A 20,713-nucleotide genomic window follows, 5' to 3' on the forward strand; every position below is an offset into this window, starting at 1 on the left:
TAGACCTTCTGGAGCTTCGCCGTGACCTCGGCGCGCTTCTTCTCGTCCTTGGTCTTCGTGTCACCCTTGCCGCCGTCGACCTGCTTCCCGGCGGCTGCGCGGGTCGCGGTCAGGGCGGTCATGGCCTGGGCGCCGGAGGCCGCCGCGCCCTCTTTCGCCGAGGAAAGCTGCTGGTTCTCCGCCGACCGGCCCTTCGCGGGGGCCTTCGCGGAGTCCGTTTCGGCTGTCTTCTTGGCGGAGAGCGCCTCGTCGGACGCTACGTCGACGGCGCCCAGTAGGCCCGCCTCGCCGCCCCGCACACCGCAGGTGGTGGCCGTTCCACCGTCGTCGCTCCCGGAACACAGCAAGCGCCCCCGGCGCTGGTGCCGGAGAGCCGAAGCGCGAGCGCAAGGCTCCCCACGCGCTGGTCCGCGATGGTAAGCCCCCGCCCGGCAGTGGGGCGCGGCGGCCGCGGTCGGTGAAATGCTGGTCCTGGAGTCCTTCGGCGACGACGGCCTGGAGCTCCGCGTCGGTGGCGCCGGCGGACTGGGCGTCGAAGAGGCGGGCGGCGTAGGACGGGGGGCGTGGAAATGGTGGGTCAGCGTTTGACTCGGTTGCGGACGGCGAGGACGGCGAGGCCCAGGAGGATGGGCTCGGTGACGCGGGAGGCCATCTCGATGTAGGTGCCGGCGGTGGTCAGGTCCTGGCCGGAGGAGCGGAACACCACCGAGTTGAGGGTGACGTTCAGGGCCTTCTCGAATCGCCGGCCGCTGAACCTGTCTCCCGTGGGGTTCTGGGGGTCGTCCTTGTCGATCTCGAAGGTGACCGTCCCGCCGCCCGGTGGCACGGTGCCGGTCGCTTCCTGCTTCGGGTCCTCGTTGGGGAGCCCGAATCCCATGAGCAGGATGATGGTCACGAACATGGCGGTGGCGAGCCAGCCCAGGGCACGGGAGGCGCGTAAGCCGTATCCGGACAGCAGCCAGTAGCCGTGGAGCAGCCCGCGCTCGGCGCGGGTGGTACTGGCCCGGTCGTGACGGCGCATCTCCATCTCGCCGTAGTAGAAGTCCGCCGCTCCCGGATCGTTCTTGCCGTCCTCGAACGCCTTGCGCAGCGCCCGGTACACGGGTGCCAGTTGTGCCGGTCCGACGCTTCCGGCGCTGAACACTGCCATGTTCCAGCCGGGGATCGCCGCCGGCTGGGTCGCACGCCAGTGGTGTTCCTCAGCGAGGGTGCGACGCTCGGTGAACCGCACCGGGCGCCAGCGCCGCCAGGCTGTGCGGGACGGGACCTTGCCGAAGGGGCAGGCGCCCTCCAGCCTCAGCTGGTCCAGATGCACGGTCCCGGTGAACAGGCACCGCGACAGGTCGACGTCGGCGAGGACCAGGTGGGCCGCGTCCACCCCGCGCAGCGAGGCCATCCGCACCCTGGCATCGGGCGCGCCGTCAAGACTCTGCTCCGCCAACGGCTCTCCGTCGGTGAGCACGAGAGGGCTGGCCTCCGCAGCGATTGTCAGGGGGTACTCGAAGACCGCGTGGGCGAAGTCCACGGTGGCGTAGCGCAGACGCAGCTCAGCCGTCGCGGACCAACGGGTCCGCCGGCACTCCAGCCGGCGGACGGCGAGCAGGAGGGTCACCGGACCGCCGAACACCGCCCCCGACAGCCGCACCCGTCCCGCACACACCAACGGCCCTAGGCTGGCCGCCCGCTCAAAGGTCGCCAACCTAAACCCGGCGTCGCCCGCGAAGGTCACCGACTCGAACCCGGCGTCGCCCGCGAAGGTCACCAACCCGAACCTGGCGTCGCCCGTGAAGGTCGCCGACTCGAACCCGGCGTCGCCCGTGAAGGTCGCCGACTCGAACCAGGCGTCGCCCGCGAAGGTCACCGACCAGAACCTGGCGTCGCCCTCGAAGGTCACCGACTCGAACCCGGCGTCGCCCTCGAAGGTCACCGACCTGAACCCGGCGTCGCCCGTGAAGATCGCCGCCCCGAACCCGGCGTCGCCCTCGAAGGTCGCCGACCTGAACTCGGCGCCGCCCGCGAAGGTCGCCGACTCGAACCAGGCGTCGCCCTCGAAGGTCACCAACCAGAACCAGGCGTCGCCCGCGAAGGTCGCCGACTCGAACCTGGCCCTGCTCGTGAAGGTCACCGCCCCGAACCTGGCGTCGCCCGCGAAGGTCACCGCCCCGAACCTGGCGTCGCCCGCGAAGGTCACCGACTCGAACCTGGCGTCGCCCGCGAAGGTCACCGCCCCGAACCTGGCGTCGCCCGCGAAGGTTGCCGACCAGAACCCGGCGTCGCCCGCGAAGGTCGCCGACTTGAACCAGGCGTCGCCCTCGAAGGTCGCCGACCAGAACCTGGCGTCGCCCTCGAAGGTCGCCGACTCGAACCTGGCGTCGCCCTCGAAGGTCGCCGACTCGAACCTGGCGTCGCCGAGGATTGGGTGGTGGGTCGTGGGGTCGTGGAGAGGTGCGAGGAGGGCATTGAGGAGGGGCTCGGTGAAGGGTGTGCCGCGGTGGTCGATGTCGGTGCCGGGGGCCAGGCCGGCCAGATAGGTGTCGCGGTCGGGATCGGCCAGGTGGGCGAGACACAGGGTGTGGCCGGGGACGTGGATGCCGCGGCATCCGACGGGGTCCTCCGGAGTGGTGCCGTGGCCGCAGTGCGGCCAGTCGGGCGGAGTCAGGGAAAGGCCGGGGCTCGGGTGCGACATGCCTGAAAGACGATCGCGCACAGCGGATGGTTGCTACCCCCTCCTCCCGTACGGACCGCTATCTTGCACGCGGTCCGACACCGCGTTCAGAAGCGCCACGAGCGCCTACCGGCGTTTACCCGTCCGAGCTGCCCGGCGGGTGGGACTGCTGGTCATGCGGCGCCGTCAACATCACCCCCGACGACTGACCGGGGCAGCCGCCAGGGCTGTTGCTGCTTACACCCGCAGGTCGGCGAGCCGTGGAGCCGCTCACGGGCAGTACAGAATCAGCCGTACTCAGCCATTCCGGAACCTGCAGAACCGATCACCGGAAGACTCTGCCCAGTAGTGGTCTCAACGATCAGGGGGAAGTGCAGCTGTGGCGCAGAATCGCAAGGGGTACTACCGGGCCGGGCACTATGTGAGGCCGTCGTCGGCCTCCAGCCAGTGGAAGAAGCCGTCCGTGGGCATTGTGGTGGTTGCCGGCCTGCTGGTCCTGGCCGGATGGAACACCCTGTTCGGGAAGGACTCCGACAGCTCCGGGAACGCTCCCCAGCCCCAACCGTCAGGCGCCTCGGCTCCTGCAGTCTCCGGTCAGTGACGGCGCTCACGGCGGAAGGCCGAGAGAGGCCGCTTCCAGGCCCTTGCCTTGCCGGGCCCCTTCCGCGAGGGCTCTGTGGGGCTCACTCCTTCCGCTGACGGCCCCTTCTCACGCAACTGCTGCCAGATGGCCTGCCAGTGCTCGATCTGATCGTCGGGCACCCCGCAGGCAGACAGGTAGGCACCGCTTGTGCGCCAGGTGGTGGGAAGTGTGGTGCGGTTGAGAAGGCTGCTGACTGTGGCGGCTGATATCCGTCCTGCCGAGCGGCTGCTGACCGCCTGCTGAGTCAGTCCGCTGATCACGCGTACGTCCGCGAGGCCGGTGAGGAACCCCGTGACGGTGCGGATCGACAACGGATCAGGCCATGGACGCCGCTCGGTCTCCGCGCCGGGCGGCGCAGCCGCCGGTGAAGCGGCGGGCAATGCGGGAAGGCTCGCGTGATTGCGTCCGAGCGCCACTTGAGCACCGCTGTTGCGGTCCCTGGCCTGCGGAACGGGATGCCCCCTGGCTTCCAGCGTCCGATGCAGATGCCGGTAGACGGTCCCCAGGTCCAGCAGGGCGGGACCGCCGGGGATGCCGTGGCGCAGCGTGTCGAGCAGGGCGTTGGTGAAGGCGGTGTAGGTATCCCCGACCGGTGCCAGGGCGGTGCGGGTCTCGGCCGCGGCGGCGAGGAGGAAGCTGCCTTCCACCGCGGCCTGGTCGGCAAGGCCGGGCGACGCGCTCATCCGCCCCAGGGCCAGACCGCTGTAACAGCAGTCCAGAATCACGACATGGCGCTCGGCGCGGGAGTCCAGCAGAAGGACCTGGCGCAGCCAGTCGTAGGGCAGGCCGGTCTCGATACGGCCGAACTCGGTGTGCGGAAGGGCCAGGCTGAGCATGTCCTGCGTGTCGATCAGCCCATGCCCGGCGAAGTAGACGACCAACGTGTCGGTGGCTTCGGCGGCCGCCCGTCTCACCGCGCCCACCACGGTGTGAGCGGCGTCCGGATTCTCGACGACGGTCACGTGCTGCGCCGGCAGTTGCAGCGACAGCGGGCCCGACAGGAGTGCGGCGAGGGCTTGCAAGTTGTTCGAGACGGCCGGCAGCTGCTCAAGATGCTGGTAGCGGCTCGTCCCCACCAGGACCGCCCGCGAAGCCCCCGGGTCGGGCAGCACGCTCACCGGCTCGTGCCCTCGTCGCGGTCGGCGTCGAGTGCCCGGATCACCCGCTCGATCTCCTCATCGGAACCGCCGTTCAGGACGATGACCGTGTCCCCACGACGGATCTCCAGCTGAGGCTGTTGCGTCCGGGTCTGCCGCCACGCGACCAGGGCCAGCACGAACGACGCCGCACTCCATCCGTTCCCCGTCACCAGCTGGAGCACATCCAGCGCCGCGCCCATCTCCCCCGGCCGCGGCGCACTCCCCCGCACCTCGACCGCGGCAGACCGGCGCACCTCAGGGTCAGACCGCAACCAGCCCTGCAACGACCGCAGCTCCCCCGCGGACTCAACTCGCACCTCTAACCGCACCCGGACCTCCCCATCCCTCGCGCACCCTCACCATGACGACGCGCACCCATTGTCCGCCACAGCACCGCGCTCAGGGCCGGAGACGCAGAACACCGTGATCGGTGGGAGACAGAGCTCAAGCACCGGTACTGATCAATCCTCGGACGAATCATCCAGTGGGTGAAAGATCGCTTGGACAAGGTGGTGGCGAACGATAGACCCGATGGGCTGGGTTGTGCCTTGGCCGGGGCCGGTGACCGGGTGCTGCAGCAGTTGAGTGGCTGCGAGAACAGCAAGGGCAACCTGCCGTTTGTCGAGCACGGGCGAGAGGCACGCAACCAGCTGTTGCAGGTGGGCCACGGCTCGCCTGGCGACTCTCTGCTCGACGTCGTACTCCATTCCGGCAGCGCTCTGAGCCAGGTCCTCCAAGACTGCCAGCACCGTTTCCGGGTTCCAGTCGTCGGGATAGCTGTGAAGCCACCGGACAAACAGCGGCAGCTCATCGGCCTCCTCCCCTGCCGGTGGCGGAGGTGCGGATTCGCCGGCCGGTGTGAGTGGCTCGGGCGCTGGTTCCGGCAGTGCCTTTTCGATGTCGGGCAGAGACGTCTCCAGCGGGTGCACGTCGAGCACCGTGTAGAAGAGCGTGCGGAGCATCGCGCTGGGCCCGCAGCCCGGTACCTCGCCGAAGGGCTTGACCGGCCACGTGGGTTCGGTGATAGCGCGCAGTGCGTGCGACTCGAACTGGTTGACCGCATGTGTACTCATGTTGACGCGCGGTGCGCGTGGGTTCTTCTGTGCGGATTCTGCGGCAGACCGAGTGGAGCGCCAGGCCAGGTTGTAGATCTCTGCGAGCGGCCGGTGCCGAGCCACCTTGTAGGCGGCTTCACGCAGCCGTTCGGCGTGATTGTCCGTCACCGCCGGCAGGTTGAGGTCTGTCAGGCGGCTGGTGAAGTACCGCACGGCCTCTTCAGCGACGAGCTCCTGGGCCAGGGAGAGCAGGTCGTCGTGCTGTCCTGAGGTGAGGTGTTCAGGCGCCAGACGTTCGATCAGTACGGCGTCCAGGTGCTGGGCGCCGGTCCCCGCGCTCGTGGCGAACGGTGCGTAGAAGCAGCTGTCCAGTGGGAAGAACTGCGTGGTGAGCTGGGGACTCAGGTCTACGGCTTCAGGATCCCCGCCCACTGCGGTGAGGGCGTCCCGGAAGGAGACTTTCCACTCCATGGCAGTGACCGGAGTATCGGGGTGGACCCTGATCAAACGACCCCGTACCAGTGCGCCCAAGAGCTGGACGGTTTCGCTCCGCGCGGGGTGCAAAGGGTCGAGCCAGGCCCCGACCCCGGAGACCGGTGTGGTCGACGGCGCATACCGCAGCAGCGCCAGGGCTGCCACCATCTCGCGCACCGAGGCTGTGGGCACCGTCTCGGAGAACGTCAGGCGGTACCGCTCGTCCATGAGCTCGCGCTGCGCGCTTTGCCAGGCGGCTGCAGCCGCCTCGACCGCCTGCTGCCCAGCAACACGGGCACGGGCCGCCTCACGCTTGGCCTTGCGTTTCGGGTCATTGAGCGTCTGCACAGCATCAACCAAGGACTCCGTGCACTCCACGCAGACAGGCGTCTCACCCTTGGCCAGATCGGCCAGCGCGGTGCGTGAGGTCAAGCTGAGCCGCTGTTGACACTCAGGGCACGTGTGATCCACGACGGCTCGCACACCACCTGCAGCAGTCACATAGAGAGGGCCACCCCAGCCGAGCGTGTCAATGTCTGCGGCCTTCTCGCACCAAACGGGCGTTCCCAGCTCAGGGTGGAAGCCGGCCATGGCCCAGTAGCGTTCGCCAATCGCGACCAGCTCGGGATCCGCACCGACAACCGGCACAACCTCAGGAGTCAGCCCGGCCAGCACCCCGCTCATCTCATCATTCACAGTGATTCACTCTATGCATCTCTGACCGAAGTGTTTATGGAAAGCCCAATTCGCCTGTACCAGTCCCAACCGCCAGCAGATCAGATCTGCCAGGAGCGGATGCGGTCCGCGGCGTCGTAGGCGTCGGCCCGTCCCGCGTCGATGTCGCGGGCCAGATCGATGAGCGCCCCGTACGGCGCGTCGAGGCCTTCGCCCGCGGCGCTCATGTACGCGACGGCGATCCCGGTGCCGAACAGGGCGTTGCGGGCGGGGAGCGGGCGCAGGCGGATGATGGCGTGCATCAGGGTGGCAGCACGCCAGGCGTTGTCGACGACGGCGCCGACCTTGGGGGTGTTGACCCGGTGGCGGGCGACGGCTGCGACGAGGGTGGAGAAGTCGTGGATCGTGGGGTGCTTGGGCAGCACTTCGGCCTGGCGCTCCAGGAGCCACCGGATGTCGACGTAGAGCTCCACGGTCAGGCGGCCCGCCCCGCCGCGTCCATGCGGGCCGGTGTGTCGTCGGGGAACGCCGCGTCGAACGCGTCGCCGTGGGTGTCGAGGAAGTCGCGGAAGACCTCCGCTGCGCCTTCGAGGCGGGGGTCGCGGACCGCGTCGTGCGCGGCCCGGCTGATGAGGGCGGTCACCGTGGTCCCCTCGGCCTCCGCGCGTTCCTTCAGCAGGGCGTGCAGCCGGTCATCGACCCGGATCGTCACTGGTTTCGACATACTCCGACCGTACAGCAGCCTGTACAGCACGGGCAGGTTCCGGTGGGTCCGAGTTCGCCTCCGGCCAGTGGGCGCGGGGGTTCCGGCCAAGTTCTCCGACTGGGACACAGGGGGCCTTCACCCGGTCAGACTACCCAATGTACTTGTCTGACTACGGAATACCGGGAGCTGTTTTGCCGCGCAGGGACGACCTCGTGACGATCCTCATCGACACGAAGAACGAGATCAAAACAGCGGTCAGCGGCCTGACCGACGGTGTGGGCGAGGTGGACCGGGAACTGCGGGCGGCGGCCGGTGCGATCACCGAACTGCGCGAGACGGACCTCGCGAACCTCAAGTCCTCCCAGCACGAGACGCGGACCAGCGCCTACAACGCGGGCAAACGCGCGAGCGAGGCCGTTACCGCGGTCGTCGACCTGCGGCGGGACGTCGAGCGGCTGCACCACGGACTGGCGGACCTGCGCCGGGACATGGACGAAGTGCTGTCACTGCTGCGCGCCGGGGTACCGGTCGCGGCCGGCGGTCCGGCTGTCATGCACCAGGCGCTGGCGGTCGCCGACACTCCGGGACCGGACGCTGTGCCGCTGCCGGGGCAGAGGCAGGTGCCACAGGAGGAATCCATGCCTGCAACGGCCGACTCCCCGTCTGCTGCGGTACCTCCCGCGGAACCGGCGGCGGAAAACGCCCCGCCTGCCCCGGAGCCGGAGACCGAACAGCCGACACAAGAGGCCGGACCCGGGGACGGATCGGAGACCAGGCAGGAAGAGACGGAGGATCAGGAGGAGACGGACCAGGATTCACCCCGCGCGGCACTGGAGGCCAGCACGCGGAACTCGGACGAGCCGGGGAAGGAGCCCTATCCCCTCAGCGCAGCGGGACGCATCTGGGCGATCATGCGGGCTGGAAGGGTCGCGTCGGCAACGCTGGTGTGCCACCGCGACACCTGGGAATTCGTGGCAGCCCAGGTGGGAAACCATCCGCACTTCCGGACACCGGCACTGGAGGAACGCGACAACGGCCTGGTGGCCGCAGTGCTTTCCGGCCGGTCCCTGGTCGCCATGCTCCTGTCGCTCTACCGAGTCGCGGAAACCCAGCGGAAAACCGAAGCCCATCAGGACGCGGAGGGCACGGACGAACTGGTCGCTGCCGCAGACTGGGCCATGGCCTCACAGGTCTACTACGAGACGGCCCGGGTACTGAACCGGGCGCTCTCCCAGGATGGTGACCCGGTCGTGGTCACCATCGACAACCGGCTGCTGGCCCACCCGTAATTCTCAGCACGGGGTGCCGGAGTCCAGCAACTGGACTCCGGCACCAGATCAGAAGCCCAGCTCCACGTAGTCGATGTCGGTGAACTCGACCCGCAAGCCCGGGGCGCGGCGGCCTCGGTCGGTGAAGTACTGGTCCTGGAGTCCTTCGGCGATGACGGCCTGGAGCTCCGTGTCGGTGGCGCCGGCGGCCTGGGCGTCGAAGAGCCGGGCCGCGTACATGGGTGGGAGGTGCTGGGTGATCAGGCGGACCCGGCCGTCGTCGCTGGTGCCCGGGGCCGCGGTGAACCCGAACCGGGCCCGGGTCTCGATCACGATCCCGGTCGACATCGCGGCCTGCCGCTTCGCGCGGTCGCGGACCCGCGGCTGCCACCGCTTGCCGACCTCGGCCGCCAGGCGCTCCGCCAGCTCCGGGCGCGGCCGGCGGATCTGGTCCTTGAGGTAGCGCTCCACGGTGCGCTGGGAGATGCCGAGCAGCTGCGCGACCGCCTTGGTCGAGCCCTTGTGCTGCTTGGCCAGGAACCTGACCTGCGCCCCGGCGGACTTGGGTATCGGGCGGGTCGCCGTACGCGCGGCGGCGCGGTCGAGGCTGTCGTCGATGATGCCCACGAGGGGGATCTCCTGCCTGTCAGGGGGTGATGGTGAGCTGGGCCGCTCCTGCCGGGGCGACCCACCCGGCGGCCGTCTCGTACGCCATGCCCGAGGTGGCATGGCAGACGCACGGCACCTCGTCCTCCCCGAGAAGCACCTCCAGCCACTGCCCGGCGGTGTCCACGACGGTGCCCTCGCGCCCTTCGTGACGGACCCTCCCGCCGATCGCCACCCGGATACCGAGGCGGTCCAGCCCGTAGTAGGCGGCGATGTGGGCCAGGTCCGCGGCCTGCCGGCGCCGGGTCTGAGCCTCGGCCAAGTCGTCGTACACGGAGTCGTACACGTGCTTCTCCTGCTCTGTCAGGGGGTGATGGTGAGCTGGGCGGCGCCGGGCATCGGCGCGCGGCGGCGGGCGGGCAGGCACTGGACGGCCCGGTCGACCCCGGCGACGAGATCGGGCACCGGGACCCCGTAGTGGGCGGACAGGCGGTCCAGGTCGGCCAGCGCCCACGGGGCGGTCCCGGCCTGCCGGCGGCTGATCTGCGCCTGACCGACACCGAGACCGGCCGCGAGATCGGCCTGCCGCTCGCCGGTCAGGCGCATCAGCGCGGCGACGGTGAGGCGTAACACCTGCTCTGTGCTGGGCATATGCGTACTCCGCATCAGGTATGCGCACTCACCCGGGGGAGTGCACCGGGGGGCGCGATTCGGAAGATCGTTCGTATGGGCCGCTGGGCGCCGATCTCCACCCCGGACCACCAGGGGGACCCGGGGGCGGAGATCGTCAGCGAGAGGCGCCATTACGGGCCTTGAGGGGTGATCAGCGCTCTTCGGGTTGGCCCATGTCGCGGAGACGGCTGTAGTGGAACTGATGGGCGACGGTGACCGTGCGCGTCGTCCCGTTGCGGTTCTTGCTCAGGATGAGATCGGACTCACCGGCCCGCTCGGAGAATTTGTCGTAGTGGTCCTCGCGGTGGAGCAGGATGATGCCGCTCGCGTCCTGCTCCAGCTGCCCCGAGTCACGCAGGTCCGAGGTCTGCGGAACCTTGCCCTCCCGGTGCTCCGAACCGCGGTTGAGCTGTGCGCAGCAGATGATGACCGCGCCGGTGTCCTCGGCAATGATCTTGAGTTCGCGGCTGACCTCGCTGACGCGGTCGTACGCGGTCTGCCGGGAGTTGCGCTGGTCGGTCTGCATCAGCTGGATGTAGTCGATGATCACCAGCGGGGCCCGGCCGGTCTGCCGGATCAGGGACTTGATCCGGGTTCGGACCAGTCCGGGGCTGACCCGGGGCGTGTAGTCCATCCACAGGGGCAGCGCTTCGAGGTCGGGCAGGCGCCGGGCCATGCGGGTCCAGTCGTCCTCGGTGACGGCGGGCCCGCCCTCCATCAGGTGATGCAGGGCCACGCGCGACTTGCTGGACAGCACCCGGTTGGTGACCTCGCTGCGGCCCATCTCCAGGCTGTGCACCAGCGTCGGCCGGCCCGAGGACGCGTTGGCGAGCGCGACACCGAGCGTCATCGCACTCTTGCCCATGGCCGGACGCCCCGCCACCAAGATGATGTTCCCCGGCCGGATCTTGAGCACCGCGTCCAGATCCCTCAGCCCGGTGACCGCCGCAGCCTCGATCGTGGTCTCCAACTCGTCCAGGTGCTCCTGGAGCCCCTCGCCGAACCGGCCGAACAGCCCGTCGTCCGCGGACTGGTCAGCGGCCAGATGCTCCAGCTCCGCCTGGTGCGCCGCGATCGCGTCGGCCACACCCACCGGATCGCTCTGACGCGCCGTCTGCATCCCGCGCAGCAGGGTCTCCTGGTAGCGGCGCAGCCGGGCGTACCCGTGGACGATCTCGGCGTAGTGCTCCACCTCGACCCCGGTGCACGCCTGCGCGGCGATCTGCGACAGCTCCACGAACCCACCGATCCGCTCCAGGTCACCACCGCGCCGCAGCTCGGCCTCGACCATCGGCAGGCCGGTCGGCTTGCCCCGGCCGTGCAGGGCCAGAACCGCCCGCCAGACCGTCTCGTGGTGCGGCCGGTACCAGTCCCGGGGGTCGTCCAGGATCCGCGCGGCGATGGGCACCGGGTCGAACGCGGGCGTCGCCATCAGACACGCGCCGAGGACCATCGCCCCGACCCTCCCGGCCGCCGCCTCCGGCGACTCCAGCGCCTGCTGACCCGGAATCTCCAACACCGTCGCCGTCTCGTCGAACACGCTCATCGCTGCTGCTCCTCGGTCGTGCCGGCCGTGAGGCCCGGGTGGGCGCAGCGCCGGAGGTCATCGTCGTCGTCGTCCAGGACCCAGCCGTACAGGTCGCAGTCGGTGCAGGCCTCCCGCAGCGCGGCCAGGTCCTGCGGCGCGGAACCCGCACCCGCCGCCGTGGCGGCCGGGGCCGGAGCGCGGTAGAGGCACAGGTCATCGACCCAGCCCGGCAGGCACTTCACCCACGAGGTGGCGCCACCGGTGTTCTTGAAGATCTCGGCCTCCAGCACCTCGCGCTGGGCGTCGTCCAGGGACGTCAGCGACGGCCAGCCCTGCTTCCGCATCGCGCGCAGCAGCCGCGGCGCGCACTTCCGCGCCGTCGACCCACCGGCCTGCCACCGCCGCATCCGCTGGAGGAAGTCCCCCGCAGCCGCCAGCTCGTCGGCGGAGAACTCAGCCGCCCGCTCCTGCTGCTGCGTCTGCTGTGACGGCAGCGACCCCGAGGTGCGGGTGAGGGGGTAGGGGGAGGAGGAATCCTCCTCCTCCGGGGGGTGTGGGGGGGATCCGGCATTGCCGGAAGTGGTGCTGACCTGCGGAAACGTCGAGTCGGCATTGCCGGATCCGGCAATGCCGGATCCGGCAATGCCGGAAGTGGCGTTGACCTGCACAGATCGATTATTTGCGCCCTTTTGGGCGATGTCACTTCCGGCATTGCCAGATCCGGCAATGCCGGAAGTGGTGCTGACCTGCGGAAATGCTGTGGAACCAGTGGTGTCCGGGTGCTTTGGGGCGTCAGGGTTCCAGGACGGCCAGTCGTAGAACTCGTAGGCGATCCGGGTCCGCCGGCCGTTCGCTCCCCGCTCGTCGATCCGGCGGATGTAGCCCTTCTCCTGGAGGCGGACGAACGACTCGTAGACCGCGTCGCGGCCAATCAGCCGGGAGCCGTTGCCCGAGACCACGCCCAGCTCACGCAGCCGCTCCAGAACGGTCAGCGGCGTCACGCGCAGCGGTCCCGCGTCGGGGCCCTGGCGGGTCTGCTCGGCCAGCATGAACATCAGCTGGATGACGACCTTGGTGTCCAGCGGAACCACCAGGGCGTAGGGGCCGAACTCCATGTGCGCGTGTACCTGGACACCCGCCACCGGACCCCGGTAGGTGATGGGGCCCTGCTCATTGATCTGCTGCGCGGTCACAGTTCACCGCCGTGCGTGAACAGCGCGACGTGGCCGAGGAAGACATCGCGGACCGCGGCCGAGGGCTGGCGGCGGCGGGGGTAGGGCGGGCGGCACATAACGGGTGTATCTCCCCTGTAGGGGAGCCGTGACCAGCAGGTGTGACCTGACAGCAGCCTCGTATGGTGGCGTTTCGCAAGACGAGGCGCTTATTCTGGGTAGAGGTGACCACGCGGACCGAGAGGTCCACGCATCACCCCGGCGAGGTCACCTCACCGGACACGACTCGGAGCTTCACTGGCGAGCGAGTCGATTTGCAGGGAAGCGGGTTCCGTTGTGGCGACGGGCCCGCTTCGGCATTTCTAGGGCGGCTTCAAGATTCCATCCTGGTGCTGGGGATGCTCACATCGTTCGATCCGGAGGCTGGCGTCGTCCTGCCCTCAGCGGCTGTCACCCTGCTCCATGACCAACTCGGGACCGATGCCGCGGACATGATCGGCCGCCCGCTGGAACAGAACTCCGCTTCGACGGCCCTCCGCTTCGACGGTTCGAACGTGAGTGAACCCGCGCTCGCTGTAGTACATGTGCAGACCGTCGTTGTCCTTCCACGCATCGAGTCGCAACCACTGCTTGCCCTGGTCGGCGGCTCGGTTGCTGGCCCAGTCGAGCAGGGCGGAGCCGAGCTCCTGGCCGCCGACATCGCGCCGTACGACCATGCGGTGCACATAGAGCGCAGGCTCAGCGGCTTCTTCCGCGCTCCAGAAGTCGGGGTCGGCTTGGTCATCGACCGTTATTGTCGCGACCGGGACACCGTCGTCCTCGACGATCCAGCACTCCCCAGCTGCGATGTTCTGCTTGATCCGCTCCTTGCGCGGCGGGTACTGCCACTGATCGATCCTGCGGTCGCGAAGCCAGGAAGCCGCGTGGCCCCACAGATCCACCACGGTCTGGAGGTCGTCTTCGACGGCGGCCCGAATAGTCGGCGCAGAGCCGAACTGCGGCTTGATCCGCTCGTAGGTAATGACGTGGCGGTCGCCCGGAAGGACGTTGGCGACCACGCGAACGGGCTTCCCATCAGCGGTGTAGCCGGTGCAGATATGAACCGCTACGGGCGTACCCGGCCCGAGTTCGAGCCGGTCGGCTTCCTCCGGCGTCGGCATACGGACCTGGATCTCGTCCAGGGCCCGGACCTGCGCGTATCCCAACTCCGCCATGACGACGTTAGCCCCGCGGGCGATGTCATCGGGGTTCATGATCTCGCTGCCCTGCACGGCGGCGAGAGGGAAGTGGCTGTCGTTGGTGTTGTAGGGCACCCCGTCCACGAACCGGACCCGGCGTCGTACGGCCACGAGTTCGCCCTCGCCCAGCTGCAGTCGCTTACGCACATCACGCGAGGGAACGATCACGTTCACTTCGATGTGCTGGCTGGCTTCGCGGCCCTCCTCCGCCATCTGAGTGAGGAAGTTGTCCATCTCTGGGGACAGGGGCCGCTTTCGGAACTCGCCCTGCGGTCGGTAGACCATCGGCCGGCGGCTGCGCACGAAGTACCCGCGCGGCCGGTCACTGATGATCAGGCCCTCGTTGACCAGCACTTTGAGGCCTTGAACGGCCGTCGTCCTGGTGGTGCTCCACTCAGTGGCGATCTCGGCTTCTGTTGGCAGACGGGCGCCCGGACCGAGGGTGCCTTCGGTGATGTCCACGCGGATCTTGTCCGCGATGCGCTGGTAGAGGGCGCGTGCCCTGCCGCTGACTGCCATGTGAGATGTCTACCTCCAGAAGTAATGAGTAGTCAATCTAGCCGATCCGAGTTTTAGAGCTTGACCCGGCATCGCCCTGCGTGTCATCTTCATTGCGTCAGGCAATGAGTAGTCAATCTACTCGGCCTAGTTCGATCATGCTTTTTTTGGAAGGAGTGGCACCTCATGAACGTCATCAGCCGTCCCGCCGCCAGCCTCGCCACCGAGCACTTCGACGACGAGACGCTCCAGTTGCTGGACACGATTGCCGTGAAGCTGCCGGATTTCGGAGACGTCGACCTGGACATCGGGTTCGGTACGCCGCTGGAGATGTACGAGCCGGCGGGTACGCACCAGGAGATGCGCCGATACGCCGCCGCGATCGTGGCTGGACCGGTCGATCAGCGCTACAAGCTGTCGCTCGCCTACGGCGCCGAGATCGCGGCCCGGACGGACGCGGCCCGGGACATCCTCGCTGCCGACCCGTCGATCGCTGCCCGGGTCCGTGAGCGCCTGGTCGACGTGCTCGTCCCCTACGCCACGCAGCTGCGCATCACGCGGCCGGCCGCCGCGGCTCCCCTGCCGATTGCGGCCTGACCCTCCCCCGCACCACGCCGGGTCCTCGGACCCGGCTCCTTCACCCGGAACCGCCCCTGGCGGCGCCGGATGTGGGAGCCGGAAGCGCGACTCCCGACAGCATCCGCCCGGACATCCAGCCCTTGGGCTGGCTCTGGAAGGCAGCGGCTGGTCCTTGAGAACTCCACAGCGTGATCCACCACCGCAGTACCGGCCGTGACCACACAGGCCGGGGTGGTGGAGAACCGTCGCGAGACGCCATTACCACTGGTGGTGGCAGTCCACGCGTAGACCGCCGGGCGCAGCGTCAGCTGTGATTGACGGATCCGCGGAGGGTGGGCAACCTCGCGACGCTAAAGAAAGACGCGGCCAACATTGCCGCCGACCTCCGGCACCCAGATCTCACCCAAGCCGGGGCGAGCGACCGCGTGAAGAGATCAGGAAGGGGCACCCCGCCTCCCCTCAGAAAAGCCAAGGCGAGCGCACGTGGTGGAAGAGACCACTGCTCAACACCTGTAGCCCTGGGCTACCCGTCCCCGCCGTACCGCACCTCGCGTGTGGGACGGCGGCGGCGGGGGGCCACCAGGGCCCCAAACGACGCACCCCCGGGGGCCTAATCCCGGGGGTGCGTCTTCGCAGCTCACCCTCTCTCGAAGGGCAACATGCGCATGTCCAGCATGACAGCTACACAGGCACGAGGCGCACGCCGGGCAGTACTCCAGGCTGCAGTCGACGCCGGCGTCGACTGCGGCAACGTTGACGACTGGTTCCGCGCCGACGACGAGTCGACCGCGGCCTGGGAGCCCCGCCGCACCGCCGCCCTCCGCACCTGCTCGGAATGCCCGGTCCGCGCCGCGTGCGAGGAACTCGCACTCCGCGACGGCGACGGAGAGCACGGCGAGGACGAGATGGTCCGCGCCGGATACACCGGCCCGGAGCTGGCCGCGATCCGCGACCACCAGGCCGACCGCCTCGCCGCCGCCATCGACGCCGACCGCGACACCGAGGGCCGCACGCTCGACACCCTGACCGCCGAACTCCACCACGCGGCCACGAAGAACCCCGACCGGTCCGGCGGATCCCGCCGTAGCGCCGAGTCGCAGACCGCGCAGAACGCCCTGGTCCGCAGCCTCGCCGCCCAGGTCCGCGAGATCCGCACCGCCCGCCGCACCCGCGCCGGATGGGGGACCGCAGCATGACCATCACCCTCACCCGCCCGACCAACAGCGGCGGCGGATACGGCAGCTGGGAAGACGACGACAACCAGCGCGGCCCCGAGCGCGACGAGACCGACACCGACTTCCACCAGCTCGTCCACCGCCTGGTCCTCGACGGCGACCACCGCGCCCGCACCGCCGGCCGCCACGCCCGCCGCACCCTCGCCGAGATGGCACCCGGCTACGAGCGGCAGCCCATCCTCCGCCTCACCCGGCCGCTGGTGTTCCGGTCGTCGGACGAGATGCGCGCGGCGGACGAGCCGTGCCTGTTCTGCGGGCGGTGGCTCTGCCCCGGATGCAGCGGGACCGCACCGGCGCCCGCCACAGCCCACACCCACGCAGCCTGATGGCCGCCCCGACGCTCTACGAGCGCTACCTCCGCGCCAGCGACCTCTGGACCGCACACGTCACGGTCTGTCCGGTCTGCCGAGCCTGGATCCGCTCCCGGACCGGGACCGCCTGCACCGGCGGCGCCCCGCTCTACCAGACGCTCGCCACCCTCCAGGGCGAGTACCTCGACCACCTGAACACCCGCTGACCACCCGCGAGGAGACCGATGATGCTCACCCTCGACCGCTTCCGCGACATCCACGGCGACCCGGCCACCTGGTCCGCCGCCGACATCGACGCCTACACCGTGCTCGGCGAGATCACCCCGCCCCCGCCGACGCTCTACAGCTACGCGGAGATGCAGTCCATCGCCGCCGACCACCTGGCATCGGCCCGGTGCCAGCAGGCTGTGGCCGACCGGCTGGCCGCCGCCGGGCACGACACCGCGGCCGGGATCTGGGTGCGCGACGCGCGGGAGTCCCGGCAGCTCGCCGCCGCCGCCCGCCACGGCTGGCCGTACTACGAAGCGTGGATCAACGGCTGGTGACGGCCGGTCTTCAGGTTGCCTGATCCGCGAAGCGCCTCCGCCGACACCGGCGAGGGGCGCTTCGCGGTGACTGGGAGCCGGACAGCCCGGCCGTCAACGACCTGAGGAGCACCGCATGTTCGAGCTGAACCGCCGTACCCCGATCACCCCGCAGGAACTGCAGAAGGCCAGTGGGGGACTCGTCCGCGACATCGAGGCGTTCGTCATCGGCACCACCAGGGCGTCCGGTACCCCGGCCTCACTGATCGAGGGCGCCTGGGAACTGACCCGGCACACCACCGACTGGCTCCGCTGGGGCCTCAGCGGCATGCCGATGACCGGCGACCAGATCGCCGCGCACGCCGACGCCGCCGCCCACTGGCTGCGCACCGAGGGCTGGAACCCCTCGGACGCGGCGTGCCGGGGCATCTACGCCGCTGTGCGCCACGCCGAGCACACCGACCCCTCCCACCGCTTCAGCACCGACACACGGGACACCCTCACGAGGATCTTCAGCCTCCTCATCCGGACCCTGACCGGTGCGCCCCACGCCTACTACGACAGCTGGGACCAGCACCCCGCCCGCAGGCCCGAGGAGGCTTTCGGTCTCCTCGCCGCAGCTGCGGTATTCGCCCGTACCTACGGCCCGGCCACCGAGGCCGAGGCCGGTCCCGCCGCTGCCTGATCCGGACTCTCCGATGCCTGATCCGCCCGTACCGGCCGCCGCACCATCGCGGCCGGGCCGGGCGGTGAAGGGGACCGGACAGCCCGGATCCGCACCAGCGAGGAGAGCCCATGCGCATCCGCCTCATCACCAGCCGTACCCACCGCCGCCACCAGGAGCAGGCCGGACAGGCCGCCAGGGTCCCCGGCCTGGAGAGCGACCTCGCCAACATCACGACGCAGCTGACCTTCCACCGCGAGCAGACCCGCAAGGACAGGAACCGGCTGCGGCGGGAGAGCGAGCAGTTCGAGGGACTCCGCCGCGACTTCGAGGGCCTGCACCGCGAGCACACCGAGCTCCGGCAGACCATGACGGAGATCGTGGATGTCCTGGCCAATACCCCGGACGCCGAGACGGCCCGCCGCGAGGCCGCGCACCTGCTGTACCAGCACTTCGGCAGCACCGAGCAGCTTCCCGCACAGCAGCACTGACCCCGGCGGCGGGGCCGCCCGGCACCCCGGCGGCCCCGCCGCCCGCGTCCCCCTCCCCCTTCCCTTTCTCCCGCCTCGTAGCGAAGGAGCTCCGACGTGGCGACCGCCGCCCGCTCGAAGTCCCCGGCCCGGCGCAAGCCGCCGGCCCGGACCCGTAAGACCACCCCGCCGCCCTCCACTGCCCCGGCCGTGAACGCCGGGACGGTGGTGGCCGTGTCCTCCCCGGAGCCCGAGGACGACCAGTCGGTCGCTTCGGTCGCTGATGCCCGTGACCGTGCCACCGACATCGCCGACCTCGCACAGGAGCGGGCGCAGGGCCGGGTGGACCGGCTCCTGGCCGACGCCGAGGTCCGCGCCCAGGGCCTGCTGGCCGATGCGGCCCGCCGGTCGGCCGCCGTCCGTACGGCCGCCGATGGTCATGCCCGCCAGGTGATGGACGAGGTCGCCGAGGAAGCCGGCCGCCGTCTGCGCGAAGCCACCGCGGACGCCGATACCACCCGCACCACGGCCGTCCGGGACGCGGACGAGATCCGTGAGCAGGCCCGTACCGACGCCCGGGAGGCGCGGACGGCCGCCCGCGCTCTGGCCGCCCGCCACCGCGCGGACGCCGCCCGCACCGGCCGGGCCATCGAGCGCCAAGCGCAGGAGCAGGCCCGGCAGATCCGTGACGACGCCGGCCGTGAGGCGCAGGCGCTCCTGGCGGCCGCCGCCGCCGACGCCGACCGGGTCCGTGCGCAGGCTGCCACCACGGCGGCCGCCGCTGCCGATCAGGTCCGCACCCAGGCCGAAGCGGCGGCCGAGCGGCTGCTCGCCGACGCGCGCCGCGAGGCCGACACCGTCACGACAACGGCGACCGGCGAGGCCGGCCAGGTCCTCGCCGACGCCCGCCGCCGGGCGGACGAGGTCCGGGCGGAGGCCGCCCGGGTGCGTGAGGACGCGGGCCGGGAGCAGGGGACGGCCCGTCAGGAAGCGGCCCGGCTCCGGCGCCTGGCCGAGGACGACGTCAAGCGACTGCGGGCGACCGCGGCCGAGGACGCCGACCGCACCACCCGCACCGCCCGCGAAAGCGCCGACCGGCTCCTGGCGCAGGCCCGGACGAAGCTGGACACCGACATCGAGGCCGCCGAGACCGCACTCGCCCAGGCCAGGGCGAGGGAAGAGGACGCCGCCGTCAGGCAGCAGACCCTCGACGCACAGCTCGCCGAGGCCGACGAGCAACTGCGCAGGGCCACCGACCGCACCGAGAAGCGCCTGGCACGCAAACGCCTGCGCCGCGAAGCACGGGACGAACGCCGCTCCGCGAAGACGACGCGGAAGGACGAGGCCCGGGACCGGCGCGCTGAGCGCCGCTCCAAGAAACCGAGTTTGTCCGCTCGGCTGAGGGACTTCGTGAAGGTCAACTCCGAGCGTCTGCTGGTGATCCTGCCGATCACCGCGCCGATGGCGGTGGCGTGGACCGGGCAGGCGGGTTTCGCCGGGGACATCCTCGGCTGGAAGGCCCCGTGGACGATTCTGTTCGCCGCGGCGTTCGAGCTGTCCACCACGTTCGTCGGGTGGATGTACCACCAGGCCCGCAAGGACGGCGACGCCGGAACCCTCTACCGCTTGTCCACCTGGGCCTTCGCCATTGGTGCCGCCGTCATGAACTTCTGGCACGCCTCCGGCGAGACGGTGCCCGGGACCCGGGTATGGGACGGGAAGGCCAAGGCCTTCACGGAGGAGATCACGTACTGGCACGGCACGCCGAAGGCGGTGGCTTTCGCCACGATGTCGATCCTCGGGATGGTGCTCTGGGAGCTCTACGCCACGCTGCTGCACCGCCGCCAGCTCCGTGAGGACGGCAAGGTCGCCAAGGCCCGCCCCTCCATCGGCCTCATCCGCTGGGCCCGCTACCCCCGGCACGCCTTCACCGCCTGGTCCCTCGCGATCACGAACTCATCGCTGAACACCCTGAACCACGCCTGGTTCGCCGCCGACCGCGAACTCACCCAGCGGCGCATCCTCCGCGCGGCCCGGAAAGGTTCGCCGCTCCCGGCCACCTACCGGGTTCTCCCACTGAACGGTTCGGCGAACCCCTCACAGGTTCCGAACCTCTTCGTGAACCTGGTTCGCACCGACACACCGAACCCGCGAACCGGCGAACCGCTCCGGGCACTCCCCGCTCTCCCCCCGTCCCCGAACGCGAACCTGTCCGACGCGAACCAGGGGTTCGGGCCGGACGAACCGAACCCCACCCCGCGCGAACCGCGAACCGCCCGTGAACCCGCGCACGAACCTGCTCCCCGCCCCGTCGGCGCGAACCGCGAACCCCGGCCGGGCGGAACCGCGAACCCCGCGACTCGTTCGCAGCTACAGCGCGAACAGGTCGAACAGGTTCTGAACCTCATCGCCGAACTGGGCTACGACAAGGTCAAGCTCCCCCTCGTACAGCAACGAACCGGCATGACCAAGACCACCGCCTACCACCGCCTCAACGACGCCCGCGCCGAACACAACCGCCGCGTCACGGCCTAGCCGAACCGGTTCACGAACCAGCACCGAACCGGTTCACGAACCAGGAGGAGAAACCC

General features: G+C 70.0%; 22 protein-coding genes and 1 pseudogene. 10 read left to right on the forward strand and 13 right to left on the reverse strand.

What is annotated here, in order from left to right; all coding sequences use genetic code 11:
* Window positions 1-299: pseudogene (locus ABT170_RS37850) on the reverse strand (hypothetical protein); the annotation flags it as partial.
* 278 nt (window positions 300-577) lie between these two features.
* Complete coding sequence (locus ABT170_RS37860; protein ID WP_351875263.1) at window positions 578-2,686, reverse strand: pentapeptide repeat-containing protein; 2,109 nt, start codon at window positions 2,684-2,686, stop codon at window positions 578-580.
* Window positions 2,687-3,044: 358 nt separating this feature from the next.
* Here ABT170_RS37860 and ABT170_RS37865 point away from each other — a divergent pair, with 358 nt between their 5' ends.
* A complete protein-coding gene (locus ABT170_RS37865; RefSeq protein ID WP_351875266.1) occupies window positions 3,045-3,266 on the forward strand; it encodes a hypothetical protein in 222 nt (73 codons plus the stop codon).
* Here the strand turns inward: ABT170_RS37865 and ABT170_RS37870 are convergent.
* From ABT170_RS37870 to ABT170_RS37890, 5 genes are all read right to left on the reverse strand, one after another.
* A complete protein-coding gene (locus ABT170_RS37870; protein WP_351875269.1) occupies window positions 3,260-4,426 on the reverse strand; it encodes a caspase family protein in 1,167 nt (388 codons plus the stop codon). The genes ABT170_RS37865 and ABT170_RS37870 overlap by 7 nt on opposite strands.
* Window positions 4,423-4,776: an effector-associated constant component EACC1 gene (locus ABT170_RS37875; RefSeq protein WP_351875272.1), complete on the reverse strand. Its 354-nt coding sequence runs from the start codon at window positions 4,774-4,776 to the stop codon at window positions 4,423-4,425. Before ABT170_RS37875 ends, ABT170_RS37870 begins: the two co-directional genes overlap by 4 nt.
* Before the next feature lie 132 nt (window positions 4,777-4,908).
* Window positions 4,909-6,672 carry a hypothetical protein gene (locus ABT170_RS37880; protein ID WP_351875275.1) on the reverse strand — a complete coding sequence of 588 codons (1,764 nt, stop codon included), beginning with the start codon at window positions 6,670-6,672 and terminating at the stop codon, window positions 4,909-4,911.
* 80 nt (window positions 6,673-6,752) lie between these two features.
* A complete protein-coding gene (locus ABT170_RS37885) occupies window positions 6,753-7,130 on the reverse strand; it encodes a toxin Doc (RefSeq protein ID WP_351875421.1) in 378 nt (125 codons plus the stop codon).
* The gene (locus ABT170_RS37890; protein WP_351875278.1) at window positions 7,127-7,375 is read right to left on the reverse strand and encodes a hypothetical protein; all 249 of its coding nucleotides are present in this window, start codon (window positions 7,373-7,375) and stop codon (window positions 7,127-7,129) included. Before ABT170_RS37890 ends, ABT170_RS37885 begins: the two co-directional genes overlap by 4 nt.
* A gap of 194 nt (window positions 7,376-7,569) precedes the next feature.
* Here ABT170_RS37890 and ABT170_RS37895 point away from each other — a divergent pair, with 194 nt between their 5' ends.
* Window positions 7,570-8,646: a hypothetical protein gene (locus ABT170_RS37895; protein WP_351875281.1), complete on the forward strand. Its 1,077-nt coding sequence runs from the start codon at window positions 7,570-7,572 to the stop codon at window positions 8,644-8,646.
* A gap of 48 nt (window positions 8,647-8,694) precedes the next feature.
* On the opposite strand, the gene tpg is transcribed toward ABT170_RS37895, so the two are convergent.
* The 6 genes from tpg to ABT170_RS37925 all read right to left on the reverse strand — a co-directional run bounded on the left by tpg (window position 8,695) and on the right by ABT170_RS37925 (window position 14,360).
* Window positions 8,695-9,252: a telomere-protecting terminal protein Tpg gene (tpg, locus tag ABT170_RS37900; RefSeq protein ID WP_351875284.1), complete on the reverse strand. Its 558-nt coding sequence runs from the start codon at window positions 9,250-9,252 to the stop codon at window positions 8,695-8,697.
* Window positions 9,253-9,271: 19 nt separating this feature from the next.
* Window positions 9,272-9,577: a hypothetical protein gene (locus ABT170_RS37905; protein ID WP_351875287.1), complete on the reverse strand. Its 306-nt coding sequence runs from the start codon at window positions 9,575-9,577 to the stop codon at window positions 9,272-9,274.
* Window positions 9,578-9,594: 17 nt separating this feature from the next.
* Entirely contained in the window at window positions 9,595-9,882 is a 288-nt protein-coding gene (locus tag ABT170_RS37910) for a helix-turn-helix transcriptional regulator (RefSeq protein WP_351875290.1), read from the reverse strand.
* A 172-nt stretch (window positions 9,883-10,054) separates the two neighbouring features.
* Window positions 10,055-11,449 carry a replicative DNA helicase gene (locus ABT170_RS37915; protein ID WP_351875293.1) on the reverse strand — a complete coding sequence of 465 codons (1,395 nt, stop codon included), beginning with the start codon at window positions 11,447-11,449 and terminating at the stop codon, window positions 10,055-10,057.
* Complete coding sequence (locus ABT170_RS37920) at window positions 11,446-12,624, reverse strand: hypothetical protein (protein ID WP_351875296.1); 1,179 nt, start codon at window positions 12,622-12,624, stop codon at window positions 11,446-11,448. The genes ABT170_RS37915 and ABT170_RS37920 overlap by 4 nt, the downstream gene beginning before the upstream one ends.
* Before the next feature lie 419 nt (window positions 12,625-13,043).
* Window positions 13,044-14,360, reverse strand: coding sequence for a GNAT family N-acetyltransferase (locus ABT170_RS37925; protein ID WP_351875299.1), 1,317 nt, complete (start codon window positions 14,358-14,360; stop codon window positions 13,044-13,046).
* A 165-nt stretch (window positions 14,361-14,525) separates the two neighbouring features.
* Between ABT170_RS37925 and ABT170_RS37930 the strand changes: the two genes are divergently transcribed.
* The 8 genes from ABT170_RS37930 (at window position 14,526) to ABT170_RS37965 (ending at window position 20,657) form a co-directional block, all read left to right on the forward strand.
* Complete coding sequence (locus ABT170_RS37930) at window positions 14,526-14,936, forward strand: hypothetical protein (protein ID WP_351875301.1); 411 nt, start codon at window positions 14,526-14,528, stop codon at window positions 14,934-14,936.
* Between the two features lie 656 nt (window positions 14,937-15,592).
* Window positions 15,593-16,114 carry a transcription factor WhiB gene (locus ABT170_RS37935; protein ID WP_351875303.1) on the forward strand — a complete coding sequence of 174 codons (522 nt, stop codon included), beginning with the start codon at window positions 15,593-15,595 and terminating at the stop codon, window positions 16,112-16,114.
* The gene (locus tag ABT170_RS37940; RefSeq protein WP_351875306.1) at window positions 16,111-16,479 is read left to right on the forward strand and encodes a hypothetical protein; all 369 of its coding nucleotides are present in this window, start codon (window positions 16,111-16,113) and stop codon (window positions 16,477-16,479) included. Before ABT170_RS37935 ends, ABT170_RS37940 begins: the two co-directional genes overlap by 4 nt.
* Window positions 16,479-16,670: a hypothetical protein gene (locus ABT170_RS37945; RefSeq protein ID WP_351875309.1), complete on the forward strand. Its 192-nt coding sequence runs from the start codon at window positions 16,479-16,481 to the stop codon at window positions 16,668-16,670. The genes ABT170_RS37940 and ABT170_RS37945 overlap by 1 nt, the downstream gene beginning before the upstream one ends.
* A gap of 18 nt (window positions 16,671-16,688) precedes the next feature.
* Window positions 16,689-17,009 carry a hypothetical protein gene (locus ABT170_RS37950; protein ID WP_351875312.1) on the forward strand — a complete coding sequence of 107 codons (321 nt, stop codon included), beginning with the start codon at window positions 16,689-16,691 and terminating at the stop codon, window positions 17,007-17,009.
* A 115-nt stretch (window positions 17,010-17,124) separates the two neighbouring features.
* Entirely contained in the window at window positions 17,125-17,673 is a 549-nt protein-coding gene (locus ABT170_RS37955) for a DUF6197 family protein (RefSeq protein WP_351875315.1), read from the forward strand.
* 110 nt (window positions 17,674-17,783) lie between these two features.
* Window positions 17,784-18,143 (forward strand): hypothetical protein, encoded by a 360-nt coding sequence (locus ABT170_RS37960; protein WP_351875318.1) that lies wholly within the window; start codon window positions 17,784-17,786, stop codon window positions 18,141-18,143.
* A 96-nt stretch (window positions 18,144-18,239) separates the two neighbouring features.
* Window positions 18,240-20,657: a hypothetical protein gene (locus ABT170_RS37965; RefSeq protein WP_351875321.1), complete on the forward strand. Its 2,418-nt coding sequence runs from the start codon at window positions 18,240-18,242 to the stop codon at window positions 20,655-20,657.
* Window positions 20,658-20,713: the final 56 nt, after the last annotated feature.

Source organism: Streptomyces sp. NPDC001787 (genome assembly GCF_040297465.1).
GTDB lineage: Bacteria > Actinomycetota > Actinomycetes > Streptomycetales > Streptomycetaceae > Streptomyces.